Source organism: Janthinobacterium sp. FW305-129 (genome assembly GCF_020858115.1).
Classification (GTDB): Bacteria; Pseudomonadota; Gammaproteobacteria; order Burkholderiales; family Burkholderiaceae_D; genus Janthinobacterium.
In genome coordinates, this window is record NZ_JACYMM010000002.1 from 20668 (window position 1) to 35787 (window position 15120).

At 65.8% G+C, this 15120-nt stretch carries 11 protein-coding genes; 6 read left to right on the forward strand and 5 right to left on the reverse strand.

Going from position 1 to position 15120, the window contains the following annotated elements; genetic code table 11:
• Positions 1-8: 8 nt before the first annotated feature.
• Genes IGS61_RS03690 through IGS61_RS03700 form a run of 3 tightly spaced genes read right to left on the reverse strand, consistent with a single transcriptional unit; the run spans position 9 to position 1083 of the window.
• On the reverse strand, positions 9-479 hold the full coding sequence (locus tag IGS61_RS03690) for a CreA family protein (protein WP_230538379.1): 471 nt from the start codon (positions 477-479) through the stop codon (positions 9-11).
• Positions 480-512: 33 nt separating this feature from the next.
• Positions 513-701 carry a DUF1653 domain-containing protein gene (locus tag IGS61_RS03695; RefSeq protein WP_034782199.1) on the reverse strand — a complete coding sequence of 63 codons (189 nt, stop codon included), beginning with the start codon at positions 699-701 and terminating at the stop codon, positions 513-515.
• A 10-nt stretch (positions 702-711) separates the two neighbouring features.
• Positions 712-1083 carry a hypothetical protein gene (locus IGS61_RS03700; protein ID WP_096234395.1) on the reverse strand — a complete coding sequence of 124 codons (372 nt, stop codon included), beginning with the start codon at positions 1081-1083 and terminating at the stop codon, positions 712-714.
• A gap of 579 nt (positions 1084-1662) precedes the next feature.
• On the opposite strand from IGS61_RS03700, the gene xth reads away from it, so the two are divergent.
• On the forward strand, positions 1663-2427 hold the full coding sequence (xth, locus tag IGS61_RS03705; protein ID WP_230538380.1) for an exodeoxyribonuclease III: 765 nt from the start codon (positions 1663-1665) through the stop codon (positions 2425-2427).
• Here the strand turns inward: xth and IGS61_RS03710 are convergent.
• On the reverse strand, positions 2424-6083 hold the full coding sequence (locus IGS61_RS03710; RefSeq protein WP_230538381.1) for a sensor domain-containing protein: 3660 nt from the start codon (positions 6081-6083) through the stop codon (positions 2424-2426). The two genes, xth and IGS61_RS03710, sit on opposite strands and share 4 nt — an antisense overlap.
• Positions 6084-6294: 211 nt before the next feature.
• Here IGS61_RS03710 and prpR point away from each other — a divergent pair, with 211 nt between their 5' ends.
• The 5 genes from prpR to IGS61_RS03735 all read left to right on the forward strand — a co-directional run bounded on the left by prpR (position 6295) and on the right by IGS61_RS03735 (position 11636).
• A complete protein-coding gene (gene prpR / locus IGS61_RS03715; RefSeq protein ID WP_230538382.1) occupies positions 6295-7920 on the forward strand; it encodes a propionate catabolism operon regulatory protein PrpR in 1626 nt (541 codons plus the stop codon).
• A gap of 24 nt (positions 7921-7944) precedes the next feature.
• The gene (locus IGS61_RS03720) at positions 7945-8883 is read left to right on the forward strand and encodes a phytanoyl-CoA dioxygenase family protein (protein WP_230538383.1); all 939 of its coding nucleotides are present in this window, start codon (positions 7945-7947) and stop codon (positions 8881-8883) included.
• Between the two features lie 90 nt (positions 8884-8973).
• The gene (locus IGS61_RS03725; protein WP_230538384.1) at positions 8974-9846 is read left to right on the forward strand and encodes an alpha/beta fold hydrolase; all 873 of its coding nucleotides are present in this window, start codon (positions 8974-8976) and stop codon (positions 9844-9846) included.
• Positions 9847-9855: 9 nt separating this feature from the next.
• A complete protein-coding gene (locus tag IGS61_RS03730) occupies positions 9856-10920 on the forward strand; it encodes a sensor histidine kinase (protein WP_230538385.1) in 1065 nt (354 codons plus the stop codon).
• The gene (locus tag IGS61_RS03735; RefSeq protein ID WP_230538386.1) at positions 10917-11636 is read left to right on the forward strand and encodes a LytR/AlgR family response regulator transcription factor; all 720 of its coding nucleotides are present in this window, start codon (positions 10917-10919) and stop codon (positions 11634-11636) included. The genes IGS61_RS03730 and IGS61_RS03735 overlap by 4 nt, the downstream gene beginning before the upstream one ends.
• Before the next feature lie 5 nt (positions 11637-11641).
• On the opposite strand, the gene IGS61_RS03740 is transcribed toward IGS61_RS03735, so the two are convergent.
• The gene (locus IGS61_RS03740; RefSeq protein ID WP_230538387.1) at positions 11642-15001 is read right to left on the reverse strand and encodes a S41 family peptidase; all 3360 of its coding nucleotides are present in this window, start codon (positions 14999-15001) and stop codon (positions 11642-11644) included.
• Positions 15002-15120 lie beyond the last annotated feature (119 nt).

Here is a 15120-nt window from a genome sequence, read left to right on the forward strand (position 1 = left end):
AAGCTCGCTTAACGGACGGGAATCGGCTGGTCGCCAGGCACGGCGACGGCGGTGACGCTGTTTTTCGGGCTGCCTTCGATCAGGCGGTCGGAATATACGAGGTAGACGAGCGCATTGCGCTTGCTGTCGACCATGCGCACGACGCGCACGTGCTTGAAGAAGATCGAGGCGCGCTCGGTAAACACTTCTTCCTGGCGCGGCAGCTTGCCCTTGAATTGCAGCGGCCCCACCTGGCGGCAAGCCACGGCCGCATCGGCCTTGTCTTCGGCCAGGCCGACGGCACCCTTGATGCCGCCCGTCTTGGCGCGCGACAGATAGCAGCTGACGCCGGCGACGCGCGGGTCGTCATACGCTTCGACGACGATTTTATGGTCAGGGCCGATCAGTTTGAACACCGTGTCGACCGAACCGATGGTTTCGGCATGCGCCGCGGCGCAGGCAAAGGCCAGCACCAGGGCGGCAGGCAGCAATTTACGCATGAAGAAAATCCCGGGCACGCACGCAGGCGGCCATCAGTTGATGGGGGCGAAACGCTGGACCATGACGCCTTCGACCTCGATCAGCTGAAAGAACACGTCTTTCGGCCGGGTCCAGATGGAACCGTCGGCGGCGCGATACACGATCATCGGCGTCAGATCCGCTTCCAGCGTGGCTTCGCACACCAGTTCATAAATGCCGCCCTTGTAGTGCCGATAACGCATCGCCGCCCCCTCAAGCCGTGGAATCTTCGCTCTTGTCGTCGGCCAGCGCCTTCTGCTTCATCTTCAGGCCCTGGATCACTTTCAGTATGCCTTCCATGCCGGCAGCGCCATCGGCGCCGCTGAAGGCGTCGAGCACCTCATTGAGCACCTTGTTGCGCACGGTTGCCTCGTCGGACGACATTTCCAGCGCGCGCTGGGCTTTCGCCGCCTTTTCGGCCGCGCTCACGCGCGGCTTGGCAGCCGTCTTGCCATGCGTCAGAGCCGCCTGCCAGATAACCCAGCGGCGCTGGGTCTCGAAAATCAGGTACTCATCCGGTTTATCTTCTCTTCGCCGCACAATGTGGCCGTCACGCTGCGCCCACGCTTCAAATGCAGTTCGCATTTTCTTCCTTTGCAAATGCTACGCGCAAGTCTCACTATTAAAACTGCAACATTTCAAAATAGTACCATCTATTGATGTCGCAAAACAGTCTCATAGATATAGTACTGCAATTTATATAACAAGTCTGGCGGCGCCAGGGACGGAATTGACGTTCCGCCCCGGGCACAGTGGTCATGTAATCGGAATAGCAATTACAACTAATTACAACTGCTTCCTGTTCGGTTCTTAACTTGGCTGTAACAAAGCCGTGTGACACAGTTGTTACATTGTGCCATTTTAGTAGTTTTTATCGCGTTTTAGCGAGAAACTTTACACCTTTGTCGCGTTAAACGGCGAGACGCAGCCTGCCATGCCAGCCACTTATGCCAAATCAAACATAGGGGTTGATCAATGATACACAAAAACATAATATTCATGCGCCACGATTGGTTAAATATAAATACTTTATTAATATCTTTTTCCCTGTGAGCAAATAAAGGCGGTGCGCAACAAGCGCGACAGGACGCCGTCGACGCGCATGCGGTAAGATTCGCGCCTATCGACACCCCATCGTCACCTATTCAAGCAAGGATTTTTCCCATGAAACTCGCCACCTGGAACGTCAACTCGCTCAAAGTGCGCCTGCCGCAAGTGCTGCAGTGGCTGACCGACAACCCGGTCGACATACTCTGCCTGCAAGAGACCAAGCTCACGGACGACAAGTTCCCCGTCGCCGAGATCGAGGCGGCCGGCTACCAGGTGGTCTTCAGCGGCCAGAAAACGTATAACGGCGTAGCCATCCTGTCGAAGCTGCCGATCACCGACGTAGTGAAAAACAACCCGCGCTATGAGGATGCGCAGCAGCGCATCCTGGCCGCCACCATCGGTGGCGTGCGCGTCGTCTGCGCCTACGTGCCGAACGGCCAGAGCGTCGACTCGGACAAATACGAATACAAGCTGGGCTGGCTGTCCGCCCTGCACGACTGGCTGGCCGAAGAAGCGCAGCAGCACCCGCAACTGGCAGTCGTCGGCGACTATAATATCGCGCCCGACGACCGCGACGTGCACGACCCCGTCGCCTGGGAAGGCCAGGTACTGGTCTCGGACAAGGAACGCGCCGCCCTGCAGCGCCTGTTCGACATCGGCCTGACGGACGCCTTCCGCCTGTTCGAGCAGGCGGAAAAATCGTTCAGCTGGTGGGATTACCGCCAGCTGGGCTTCCGCCTGAACAAGGGCCTGCGCATCGACCATATTCTGCTCTCGCCCGCCCTCGCCGCCCGCTGTACGGCCTGCGTGATCGACCGCGTGCCCCGCAAGTGGGAGCAGCCGTCCGACCATGCGCCGGTTGTCGCCACCATCGACTAACCAGATACGCGTTCCAATAACACCTGCGCATTCGCTGCAGGTACCGGCGCGGAAAACAGATAGCCCTGCGCATAGCGGCAGCCATGCGCCTGCAGCAGGGCGAACTGCTCCTCCGTCTCCACGCCCTCTGCCACGGCCGACAATTGCAGGCTATCGGCCAGGGCGATGATGGCGGCCACGATGGCGCGGTCTTCCGCGCTGTGTTCCAGGTCCTTGATGAAGGCGCGGTCGATCTTGACCTTCTTCACGGGGAAGCGCTTCAGGTAGGCCAGGCTGGAATAGCCGGTGCCGAAATCGTCGATCGACAGGCGCAAGCCCATGCCATTGATCTGGCGCAAAATCTCCAGGGTATGCTCGCCGTGCTGCATCAGCGCCGTCTCGGTGATCTCGAACTCCAGCAGCGCCGGATCGATGCCCGTTTCCCGCACCACGGCGCCAATGGCCGCCACCAGACCCTTGTGCATGAACTGGCGCGGCGACAGATTCACCGCCAGCGGCACCGGCTGCAAGCCCTGGCGCTGCCAGGCCATGCTTTGCTCGCACGCCTGGCGCATGACCCACTCGCCCACCGGCACGATCAAGCCGTTTTCCTCCATGATGGGAATGAAGCGGTCGGGCAGCACCAGGCCGTGGCCCGGGCGGCGCCAGCGCAGCAGCACTTCCATGCCGTGCAGGCGGCGCGTGGCGATATCGATGATCGGCTGGTAAAACAGTTCGAACTGCTGCAGCGCCAGCGCCGTGCGCAAGCTGCTTTCCAGGTCGAAGTGCAGGGCCGCCGCCTGGTTCATCGTCTGCGTGAAGAACTGGTAGTTGTTGCGGCCATTGCCCTTGGCGTGGTACATGGCCGCATCGGCATGGCGCATCAGGGCGTCGACGTCGCCGCCATCGTCCGGATACACGCAGATGCCGATCGATGGCGTCACATGCAGCACATGGCCGTCGAGCGGAAAGGCGGGCGTCAGCGCCTCGATGATCTTCTCGGCCACGCGCGCCGCTTCCTCGCCGCCGCGGATGCCCGGCACCAGCACGACGAATTCATCGCCGCCCAGGCGCGCCACCGTGTCGCTGGCGCGCACGGCGCCGCACAGCCGCGCGGCGACTTCCTTGAGCAGCAGATCGCCCGTCATGTGGCCCAGCGAATCGTTGATGGTCTTGAAGCGGTCCAGGTCGATGAACATCACGGCCAGCTTGCGCCCGGAGCGCTGCGCGGCCAGCATGGCCCGTTCCAGCCGGTCCGACAGCAGCGCGCGGTTCGGCAAGCCCGTCAGGTTGTCGTGGTAGGCCATGTGGTGCACCCGCGCCTCGGCCTGGCGCCGCTCGGCGATCTCGCCCTGCAGCAGCAGATTGGCGCCGGCCAGTTCGGCCGTGCGTTCCTGCACCCGCAATTCCAGCTCGTCGCGCGCGCGGCGCACCGCCTCGGCCGCCTCGCGGCGCGCCGTCACGTCGTCGACCAGCCACACGGAACGGCCATGCGCATGCGCCAGATCAAACGGCCGGCCCGACAGGCGCGCCCAGAAGCGGCTGCCATCCTTGCGCACCAGCTGGTACTCCGACATGTGCACCCTGCCCGCCTCGAAATCGCGCGCCGTTTCGCCGCGCGCCGCCTTCCATGCCGCCACGTCCGGGTACAGGGCCCGCACCGACAGGCCGTTGATCTCGCCGGGCCCATAGCCGAACAGCTCTTCCATCTTGCTGTTGGCGCGCAAATTGTGGCCGCCCTCCACCACCGAGATGCCCAGCACGGCGCTGTCGAGGATGGCCTGGTTTTCCAGCAGCGCGTTGCGCAGCGATTCTTCGGCGCGCTTCGCTTCCGTGCGGTCCTCGATGATCCAGATGGTGCCGGCGGCGGGATCGTCCGGATTGACGACGTAGGCGATCAGCTGCGCCCACAGGGTGCTGCCGTCGCGGCGCTGCATTTCCACCTCCGTCTGGAAGGGCTTGGCCACCGACAGGAAGGGGAAGGCCGCCGCGCCCAGCAGCTCGTAGGATTGCTGCGACACGTACAGCGCGCGCCCGGGCAAGCCCAGCGCCTCGTCGCCGCTATAGCCGAACATCGCGGCAAAGCCCAGGTTGTAGCGCGTGATCTGGCGGTTCTTGGTATACAGGATGCTCACCGAGGCATTCGTCATGATGGCCGCCACTTCCATCTGCGCCTGGCGGCTGGCGGTGATGTCTTCGAGGATCCAGATGGCGCCCTGCTCGCTGTGCGTCTGGTCGACGGCCTTGGCGCGGATGCGGCACCAGAACAGGCTGCCGTCGCGGCGGCGGAACAGCGATTCGTCCTGCTCGTACGGCAAGCCCTGTCCCAGCAGCGGCGTGGCCTGCACGCCAAACTCCTCGTAGGCGGCGGGCGAGGGAAACAGCCCGGCGGCGGGCATGCCCGTCATCTCGTCCTGCGCGTAGCCGAACATTTCGGCGAAGCGGGGATTGCAGCGCAGGATCAGGCGCGAACGCGAAAACAGGATGCCGACGGAGGCATTGTCGAGGATGGCCTGCTGCTCCAGCATCAGCTGGCGCGTGGCCTCCTCGGCCGCCTTCTGCGCGCTGCGGTCGTCGAACAGCCAGATCGTGTCGCGCAGGCCGCGGTCGGTCTGGTTCTCCGGATTGAGGACATAGCCATACGCCAGCGCCCAGAACGTCGAGCCGTCGCGCCGGCGCATCTCCATCTCGCCCTGGAACGGCAGGCCGCGCCGCAGCAGGGGCGCGGCCTGCCGCACGACATTGTCATACGCCGCGCGCGACGGGTACAGGTCGGCGACGGCCATGCCCACGCCGCTGTCGCCGTCGAAGCCGAAGCATTCGGCAAAGCGCCGGTTGTAGCGCAGCACGCCCTTGTCGCGCTGAAAACCGATGGCCAGGGGCGCGTTGTCCATCACGGCCTGCATTTCCAGCATGGCGCGGCGCAATTGATCTTCGTCACGCCGGTGGTCGCTGATATCTTCGATAATCCATACCGTGCCGTCATGCGTATTCAAGGGATCGACGGCGCGCCCGTGCAGGCGGCTCCAGAACAGGGTGCCATCCTGGCGCCGCAATTCCAGCTCCGTGCGGTAGGGCTTGCCCTTCGAGAGCAGCGGCGCCGCTTCCAGCCCCAGGGCGCGGCAATGTTCGGCCGAGCGGTACAGCACCGCGCCCGGCATGCCCGTCAGCTGGTGGCGCGCATAGCCGAGCATTTCGGCGGCGCGGATATTGCACTCTTCGATGAAGCCGCCCTTGGAAAACACGATGCCGACGGCGGCGCTTTCCAGGATGGCCTGCTGTTCCAGCAAGGTCTTGCGCAAGGCTTGCTGGTCGCGCTGCTGCACGCTGATGTCGGCAAACACGAGGGTCGCGCCCGGCAAGCCGTCGCCGACCAGCAGGGGCCTGGCCCACACCTGCACGGCGATGGCGCCCGTGTCCCCTTCGAGGCTGCTGTCCCACTGCCGCTCGCGCCCGGCCGCACCGAGCGCGCCGCGCAGCATGCTGCTGCTCGACGCGCGGTAGGCGTCCGTAAAACAGTCGGCCAGCAGGCGGCCCGACACGTCCCTGCCCAGCAAGGCGCCCAGGGCGCCATTTGCGGCCACCACCATGCCGCAGGCATCGCAGGCGCAAGCGGGCAAGGCGATCAGCTGCAAGGCATCGGCGATGAAATCGGGACTGGTTGGTACGCGGTTCATGGACACCATGGATGGTTAACGGCAAAGTGAACATGCGCCTGGGAAACATATTCTTCCAAGCATCATGGTGCTGCTAGATCATAAACCAGTTTCCGGCGGTTTTTTCATATTCCTTATTGGCAATATCTGAAACACCACAGAGCACGTGCAACACGCCCGTTGCAACGGCGTTGCATGGCAAGAAAATGAAACAAATCGTTTAGAATAAAGCATGCGCCGCCCTCCCCAACCTCCGCTCGACCACCGCGACAAACCCGTCATCTGGACCGTCTCCGTCTCGCGGCTGTTCGACCTGTTCCGCGACATCACGCTCGAATATGACGACCTGGCGACGATCGAACCGATCAACCTGGGCTTCGACGACGCCGTGCGCCACATCCGCGAACGCATGGCCACGGAGCGCTGCGACGCCGTCATCGCGGCCGGCTCGAACGGCGCCTACCTGAAAGGCCGGCTGTCGGTGCCCGTCATCATCGCCAAGGCCAGCGGCTACGACGTGATGCAGGCGCTGGCGCGCGCGCGGCGCATCTCGCCGCACATCGGCGTCGTCACCTACCAGGACCCGATGCCTGAACTGGGCGAATTTGCCGCCACCTTCGGCTTCCAGATCGCGCAGCGCACCTACGCCACCGAGGAAGACGCGCGCGCGCAGATCAATGAACTGAAGGCGGCCGGCGTCAAAGCCGTCGTCGGCGCGGGGCTCGTCACCGACCTGGCCGAAGAGGCGGGCCTGTCCGCCGTCTTCGTGTATTCGGCCACGGCCATCCGGCGCGCCTTCGACGACGCGCTGGAGCTGGCGCGCCTGACGCAGATCGAATCGAACCGGGGACGGCGCGCGGTGGTGGCCGACACCCTGCGCGCGCGCCACGGCCTGCACGATTTGCGCGGCGAATCGGAGGTGATGGAATCGCTGCGCCAGTCGGTGGTGCTGTATGCCCGCTCGCCGGCGACGGTGCTGATCCAGGGCGAGACGGGCAGCGGCAAGGAACTCGTGGCGCAGGCCATTCACCGCGAAAGCCCGCGCAGCCTGGGCGCGAACCGGCCCTTCATCGCCATCAATTGCGGCGCCATCGCCGAGTCCCTGCTGGAATCGGAGCTGTTCGGCCACGAGGACGGGGCGTTTACGGGGGCACGCCGGGGCGGCCATGCGGGCCTGTTCGAAGCGGCCAACCACGGCACCCTGTTCCTTGACGAAATCGGCGAAATGCCGCTGGCCCTGCAAACGCGGCTGCTGCGCGTGCTGGAAGAGCGCGAAGTGGTGCGCGTGGGCGGCACGCGGCCCATCGCCATCAACGTGCGCATCATCAGCGCCACGCACTGCGACCTGGAGCAGCGCATCCGCGAAGGACGCTTCCGCGCCGACCTGTTCTACCGCCTGGCCGTGCTGCGCCTGCATTTGCCCGCCTTGCGCGAACGCGCCAGCGACATTCCGGGCCTGGCCGAATGGTCGCTGAAAAACGCGCTGGCCGCGCTGGGCGCCCGTCCGCACCCCAACCTGCACGCGGAAATCATCGCCTGCGCGCCGCTGCTGCGCCGCTACGACTGGCCCGGCAACGTGCGCGAGCTGCGCAACCTGGCCGAGCGCCTGGCGCTGTTCCTGGCCGCCGAGCCGCTGCAGGCGCTCACCCCCGCCTTCGTGCTGGGCGTGGCGCCGGAACTGGGCAACGCTGCCGGCACGGCGGCGCTGCCGCCGGCGCCGGCCGTCGCCATCGCGCCGCGCCCGGAAGACGAAAGCGCCAGCGCGGTGCTGGCGCGCTTCGGCGGGCGCCGCGACGCCGCCGCCCAATACCTCGGCATCAGCCGCACCACGCTATGGCGCCGCCTGCGCGCCGGCTGATTTTTTCACCCGGACGAAAACACCATGGACGACTGGCCTCACCTGCACGACTTATGGCAACGCTGCACGGGACACGCTGGCGCGACGGGCAAGCAGGGGCTGGCGCGCGACCACGGGGACCTCCAGGCGCTGTACGCGCGCGGCATTTCCATGGAAGACACGCTGCACTTCCTGTATCAGCAACGCCCGACCCTGCAAGCCTACACGGACTGGATCGCCGCGCGCACGCGCCCACGCCCGGCGCATGCCGCCAGCGCGCACCAGGACGTGCTGTCCGCCGCCGAGCTGCGCCATTTCGAAGAACACGGCTATCTGGTGCTGCGCGGCGCCGTGCCGCGCGCGCAGTGCGCCGCCGCCCGAACGGCCATCTGGGACTACCTGGGCGCCTCGCCCGACGAGCCGGCGTCGTGGTACCAGCCGCACCCTGGCAAGCGGGGCCTGATGCTGCAGTTTTCCGACCATCCGGCCCTCGAGGAAAACCGCCACAGCACGCACGTGCGCCACGCCTGCCAGCAGCTATATGACAGCGGCACAGGCGCCGGCACCGGCATCTACGCCAGCATCGACAAGGTGAGCTTCAACCCGCCGGAAACGCCGCAGCACCGCTTCCTCGGCAGCGCACTGCACTGGGACGTCAGCCTGCAACAGCCGATTCCGTTCAAGCTGCAAGGCATGCTGTACCTGAGCGACTGTCCCGCGCAGCACGGCGCCTTTCACTGCGTGCCCGGCTTCCAGCGGCACGTGGCCGGCTGGCTGCGGCAAGTGCCGCCGGGCCGCCAGCCGCGCGAATGGGCCGTCGAGGCCTTGCGGCCCGTGCCCGTCGACGGCATGGCCGGCGATTTCATCATCTGGCACCAGGCCCTGCCCCACTGCGCCACGCCCAACCGCGGCCCGGCGCCGCGCATGGTGCAATACCTGACCTACCTTCCCGAGCACAGCCAGGACCAGGATGAATGGATCTGAACCGCTCATCCCGCCCTGGCGCCGCTCATCCCGCGGCGCTGGCTGCGGGGCGCCCGCGCCGCTAGCATGGTCGTCAAGGAGGAGTACCCCATGAAACGAACACTGCAAACATTGATCTTGCTCAGTACCGCGCTGCTGGCCAGCGCCAGCCAGGCCGCTGCACCTGCCGCATTCACGGTCGAGGTCACCGGACAAGGCCGCCCCCTGATCCTGATTCCCGGCCTGGCGTCGTCGGGCGAAGTCTGGCAAGGCACGGTGGCGCGCCTGTGCGCGCCGCACACCGCGCGTCAATGCCACGTGCTGACCCTGGCCGGCTTTGCCGGCGTGGCGCCCGTCGATGGCGACTTGCTGGCGCAGGCGGAGCAGCAGCTGGCCGACTACATCACAGTGAATAAACTGGGACAACCGGCCATCATCGGGCATAGCCTGGGCGGCTTTCTGGCCCTGAAAATGGCCATCGACCATCCGGCCCGGACGGGCAAGCTGGTGATCGTCGACTCGCTGCCCGCGCTGGGCGCGACGCAACTGCCGTCCATTACGCCGCCGCAGCTGCAAGCCATGGCAACGCAGATGCAATCGGCCATGCGCGCGCAGGATGACGCCACCTACGCCGCCAGCCAGCGCCGCGCGGTCACCAGCATGGCCAGCGCGCCAGCCGACGTGGAGCGCATCATCGGCTGGGGCCAGCGCTCCGACCGCGAGACGGTGATCAAGGCCATGGGCACGCTGATGGCCAGCGACCTGCGCCAGGACGTGGCGAAAGTGCAGTCGCCCGCCCTGGTGCTGGGCACCTGGATCGCCTACAAGGACTATACGCCGCGCGCCGCCATCGAAGCCACCTTCCAGCAGCAGTACGCGCAGCTGCCGGGCGTGCAGATCGCGCTGGCCGACACGGCGCGCCATTTCATCATGTACGACCAGCCGGACTGGATGCTCGGCCGCATCGGGCAATTCCTCGACTGACAGGCAGCCATGACACAAGCGCCCCGTTCCTGGCTGACCCGTTTGAACTGGTACTGGACCTTCCAGCTGGCCGGCTGGAATGGGGCCGCCCTGCTGGCGCTGCTGAGCCTGAGCCGCGCCCCCATGAGCTGGCCCATTCTTGGCGTCTGCTGGTGGGGCGGCGCCAGCGGCCTGCTGCTGTCCATGGCGTGGCGGCGCCTCCTGCGGCGGCGCGGCTGGATCGACGGCCGCTTCGCCTGGCAGCGCATCCTCCCCGTGCTTCCTCTGCTGGGCCTGATCCAGAGCCTGAGCGCGGGCGCCGGCTACGCCTTGCTGCAGCCGTTCGGCCCCGTCACCAGCCTGGCCTGGCTGCCGCCGGCGCTCGTCACCTGGAGCGCCATCTTCCTGATCTGGACCGTGCTGTACTCGATGGTGCAGTCGCTGCGCCGCGCCAGCCGCTTCGAGGCCGAGGCGCTGCGCCTGGAAGTACTGGCCAAGGACGCCCAGTTGCGCGCCTTGCAGGCGCAGGTGAACCCGCATTTCTTCTTCAACAGCCTCAATAGCGTGCGCGCGCTGATCTTCGAAGACCGCGAGGCGGCCGCGCACATGATCGACCAGCTGGCCGGCCTGATGCGCCATGCGCTGCAGTCTGGCCAGCATGCGACGGTGCCGCTGGCGGCCGAACTGGACGCCGTGCGCGCCTACCTGGCGATCGAACAGATACGCTTCGAGGAGCGCCTGCGCGTCAACTTTGCGATCGGGATCAGCGCCCCCGGCCTGGAACAGGTGCGCGTGCCGCCCATGGCCCTGCAAACGCTGGTGGAAAACGCCGTCAAGTATGGCGTGGAAACGAGCGCCGACGGCGGCGACATTCGCATCGCGGCGCGGCGCCACAGCGGCGCGGATGGCGCGGCCATGCTGCAGATCGAGGTCGCCAACACGGGCGCCTTGCGCGCACCGGGCAACTCCACCTGCGTCGGCCTGCGCAATGCGCGCCAGCGCTTGCAGCTGGCCTGCGGCGAGCGCGCCAGCCTGGAATTGCGCCAGCAGGCGGGCTGGGTATTTGCCACCATCGACCTGCCGGAGCAGGCATGAACGCTCGGCCGCTCAAGGTACTGCTGGTCGACGACGAACGCCTGGCGCGCGCCGAGCTGCGGCGCCTGCTGGCGCCGCATGTGCGGCAAGGTGCCGTCGACATCATCGGCGAGGCGGCCAGCGCGGCCGACGCCGTCGCGCAGATCGCCAAGCTGCGCCCCGACCTGCTGCTGCTCGACGTGCAGATGCCGGGCGGCTCCGGCTTCGACCTGCTGGCGTCGCTCGACGACGCGCCCGACGTCATCTTTTGCACGGCCTTCGACCAGTACGCACTGCAGGCCTTCGAGGTCAGCGCCCTCGACTACCTGCAAAAACCCGTGCAGGCGGCGCGCCTGGCCACGGCCCTGGCACGCGCCGGCGCGCGGGCGCAAGCCGTGCCGCCGCCCGCGCCGCGCAAGGTCTTCATCAAGGATGGGGAGCGCTGCTGGTTCGTGGCGTTTGCCGATATCCGCCTGCTGGAGTCGGAAGGCAACTACACGCGCGTGCATTTCGCGGCGCAGCAGCCGCTGATGCTGCGCTCATTGAGCCAGCTGGAAGAACGGCTTGATCCTGCGCAATTCTTCCGCGCCAACCGGCGCCAGATCGTCAACCTGGCGCAGGTGGCGCAAGTGGCGCCGAATGCGGCCGACGGCCTCGACCTGCGCCTGCTGGACGGCAGCGTGGTCGAGGTGTCGCGCCGCCGCGCACTGCAATTCAAGGCCGCCACCGGCCTGTAGCCAGATTACTTGAGCGCGGGGATAGGCTGCGCCTGGAAGGCGGGGCGCGGCTGCTCTTTGAGTTTTTTCGCCAGCATGTCGAGCGCCACGTCCAGCTGGCGGTCGCCGCCATTGAAGGTGGCGTGCGGCGGATTGTCCACCTCGACGTCCGGCACCACGCCCACGCCTTCGATCAGCCACTGGCCATCGATGCCGAACTGGCCGTTTTCCGCCACGCGCGCCATGCCGTTGTCGGCCAGACGCGTATTGTCGCTGAGCCAGACGCCGGCGCCTGCCGTGCGCTTGCCCACCAGCGGCGCCAGTTTCAATGCCTTGATGCCTGCGGCGAAGGTCTCGCCATCGGAATACGTCAGTTCATCGACCAGCACCACCAGGTGGCCGCGGAAGGTGTTCTGCATGTTCGTCGACGGCTGCACGCCCGGCGGCGCCCAGTAGGCCCAGGCCTTGCGCAGCAGTTTTTCGATGATCCAGCTGTCGATATTGCCGCCGTTGTTGCGCCGCACGTCGATGATCAGGCCTTCGCGGTTGATGTTCGCATAAAAATCGCGCGCGAACGAGGCGATGTCGTTGGCCCCCATGGCGCGCAGGTGCAGGTAGCCGATGCGTCCCTGCGAGACGGTGGCCACCTGCTCGGCGCGGCTCAGTTCCCAGTCGCCATAGCGCAGCGCCGTCTGTTTCGCCATGTTGACGGGCGTGACGATGACGGCGCGCGGCGCGCCCTTGCCATGACCGCGTTTGACCTGCAACAAGACCTGCTTGTCGGCCTGGTTCAGCAGCAAATCGCTGATGTCGCGCGCGGCCAGGACGTCTTTGCCGTTGACGGCCGTGATCACGTCGCCCGCGTTGACGTCCACTTCGGGGCGCGCCAGCGGCGCGCGCGCCGACGGCAATTCCGCCTCGCTGCGGTAGACGTGTTCGACCCGGTAGCCCTCGCTGGTGCGCGCCAGCACGGCACCGAGGCCGGCCGGCGCGCCTTCCTGCTCCGTGCGGCGCAATTCGCCGGGACGGATCTGCGAATGCAGGGCGCCCACTTCGGCCACCATCATGCCGAGTAAATCATTGAGTTCGGCGCGGTCCGTGACCCGCTCGACCAGCGGCGCATATTTGTCGCGCGCCGCCTTCCAGTCCACGCCGCGCATCTTCGCGTCGTACAGGAAGTCGCGGTGCAAGCGCCACGCGTCGTTGAACATCTGCTTCCATTCCAGGCGCGGGTTCGACACAAACGTCCAGTCGTCGACTTTTACTTTCGCCTTCGACAAGTCGGACGGCAGCTTGGCGCCCGCCTCGATCACCAGCATCTCGCCCGGCCCCGTGGCCGCTGCGCTGGTTGCTGTCCTGTAGTACAAATGCTTTTTATCCTGCGCCAGGTCGAATTCGCGCACATTGGCCACCAGCAATTCCGGCTTGGAGCCGGTATTGCCTATGGCCAGCGTTTTCAGACTGAACTTGTTCTCGCCGCTGTCGCGCTCGAGAAAATACAGGCGCTTGTCGTCCATGGCCAGCGCGCCGTAATTGCCCGCCGCCAGCGGTACTTCATACAGGCGCCCGGCCAGGCCCTTGAAGACGACGTCCGGCAGCGCGGCCGGCGCCTTTTTCACGGCCGTCTTGCCGCCGGCCTTTTCCAATGCCTTTTCCGCCGCCGATTCGGCCGCCTTTTCATCATCGGTCTCGGCCGGCTTCACTCCCGGGCGGCTCAGCTCATCATCGGGCTGGAACGGGAAGCGGTTGCCCGGCTGCAGCGCCAGCGCATACACGCCGATGCGCTTGTCGAACACGGGCCCCATGTTGCGGTCGCCCCACGGCGACCCATTGGCCAGCTGGAAATTGCGTGCCGACATGAAATACAGCCAGCGCCCGTCCGGCGAAAACACGGGCGAAGCGGAGGTATAACGGTCGCTGGTAACGAATTGCAACTGCTTCGACGCCAGGTTGTACAGGCCGATCTGCTCGCGCTGCTCGTTGCTGGCCACGCGCACGATGGCCAGGTTGCGGCTGTCGGGCGACCATTGCACTTCGTCGTGCTTGTCCACGCCCGCCTTGCCCGCGTCGTCGATCAGCTGGTTGCCCCTGGTCGCCAGGTCCAGCAGCCAGAAGCGGCCCTTCTTATCCGTGTGCGCCAGCCAGCGTCCGTCCGGCGACGGGTACAGCTTCCAGCGGTGATTATCTCCCTGCGTCGTCAGCTGCTCGCCCTTGCCCGAACCGTCGGCCGCGTACTTCCAGATTTCGTTCTCTCCGCTCGTGTCGACGATGGCGAACACGGATTTCTCGTCGCTGGAAAAGACGGCGTCGCGCGCCCGCGCCCCTTCGGGAATGGCGATGTCGACGCGGCGCAAGCTGCCCGTGCCGGCGATGCTCACGCGGCCCCTGGCAGTGAGAATGATGCGCTCATCCTTGCCGGACACCTGGACATTGCTCAAGGTATCGAGCGGCGAGCGGATCTGGCGCGCGCGCTGCTGGTCGAAATCGGAGACAAGGCTGATCGGCAATGGCGATGAGTCCGTCCCTGCGGCCAGGTCCAGTACCCGCAGGTCTGCGCCCAATTGATACACAATCTTGCCGTCGCCCAGCTGCGCATTGCGCACATCCCACTGCGTGTGGCGGGTCAGGGCGCGGCGGTCCGAACCGTCGGGCAGCATGCTCCACAGATTGTCGCTGCCGCCCGCGTCGCTGATGTAGTAGACGCGGCCCTGCCACCACATGGGGCGCTTGTTGTTGCCCGCCAACACACCAGCATCCGTATGCATGGGCACGGCCTCGCCCTTGCCATCGAGATCATAGCGCCACAAGGTGGCATGCGCGCCGCCCCGGTAGTTGCGCACATTGTCGTTCGTCATGGCCAGGCCGAAACGCGTGAAGAACAGCGTCTTGCCAGCGTCGTCGAGCACGGCGTCGTTGGCGTCGGCCACGGGAAACACGCGCCGCGTCTGTTTCACGGGATCGATGGCGGCGACGATGCGGCGCGAGGCGGGACCGTCCGTATTTTGCGTGCTGACCAGCACTTCGCCCTGCGCCGTCCAGCCCAGCACCAGCACGCCGCCATTGTCAAAGGAAATACGGCGCGGCAAACCGCCCGCCAGCGGCATCACATACGCTTCCTGCGCCCCTTCGTAGGCGGCGGAAAACGCCAGCCACTGGCCGTCGCGCGAAATTGCCGCGTTCGTTTCATAGCCGGGATGCGTGGTCAGCCGCTGCGCCGCGCCGCCGCGTAGATTGCTTTTCCACAAGTCGCCTTCTGCCGTGAAGACGACGGTATCGCCGCGCACGGCGGGAAAACGGAAATAACTGCCAGCGGACGCGGCAGCGGCGGCGTTGCCCAGCAGGCCGGCGGACAACAGGAGGAAGGCGAGAGTGCGGGAAATTTTCATTAAGCAATCTTTCAAGAGCCAGGGAAGCGGAACGATGCGGGGCATGGCCGGCATCGGGATCCTGATTCTTGCATAGCTTTCGCAAAAGCAATACTTATTTTTAAACAAGGATATTTACA

Bases quoted from the DNA above. Each gene is read 5' to 3' on its own strand.
- IGS61_RS03690 (WP_230538379.1), bottom strand. From the start codon at position 479: ATGCGTAAATTGCTGCCTGCCGCCCTGGTGCTGGCCTTTGCCTGCGCC.
- IGS61_RS03695 (WP_034782199.1), bottom strand. From the start codon at position 701: ATGCGTTATCGGCACTACAAGGGCGGCATTTATGAACTGGTGTGCGAA.
- IGS61_RS03700 (WP_096234395.1), bottom strand. From the start codon at position 1,083: ATGCGAACTGCATTTGAAGCGTGGGCGCAGCGTGACGGCCACATTGTG.
- xth (WP_230538380.1), top strand. From the start codon at position 1,663: ATGAAACTCGCCACCTGGAACGTCAACTCGCTCAAAGTGCGCCTGCCG.
- IGS61_RS03710 (WP_230538381.1), bottom strand. From the start codon at position 6,083: ATGAACCGCGTACCAACCAGTCCCGATTTCATCGCCGATGCCTTGCAG.
- prpR (WP_230538382.1), top strand. From the start codon at position 6,295: ATGCGCCGCCCTCCCCAACCTCCGCTCGACCACCGCGACAAACCCGTC.
- IGS61_RS03720 (WP_230538383.1), top strand. From the start codon at position 7,945: ATGGACGACTGGCCTCACCTGCACGACTTATGGCAACGCTGCACGGGA.
- IGS61_RS03725 (WP_230538384.1), top strand. From the start codon at position 8,974: ATGAAACGAACACTGCAAACATTGATCTTGCTCAGTACCGCGCTGCTG.
- IGS61_RS03730 (WP_230538385.1), top strand. From the start codon at position 9,856: ATGACACAAGCGCCCCGTTCCTGGCTGACCCGTTTGAACTGGTACTGG.
- IGS61_RS03735 (WP_230538386.1), top strand. From the start codon at position 10,917: ATGAACGCTCGGCCGCTCAAGGTACTGCTGGTCGACGACGAACGCCTG.
- IGS61_RS03740 (WP_230538387.1), bottom strand. From the start codon at position 15,001: ATGAAAATTTCCCGCACTCTCGCCTTCCTCCTGTTGTCCGCCGGCCTG.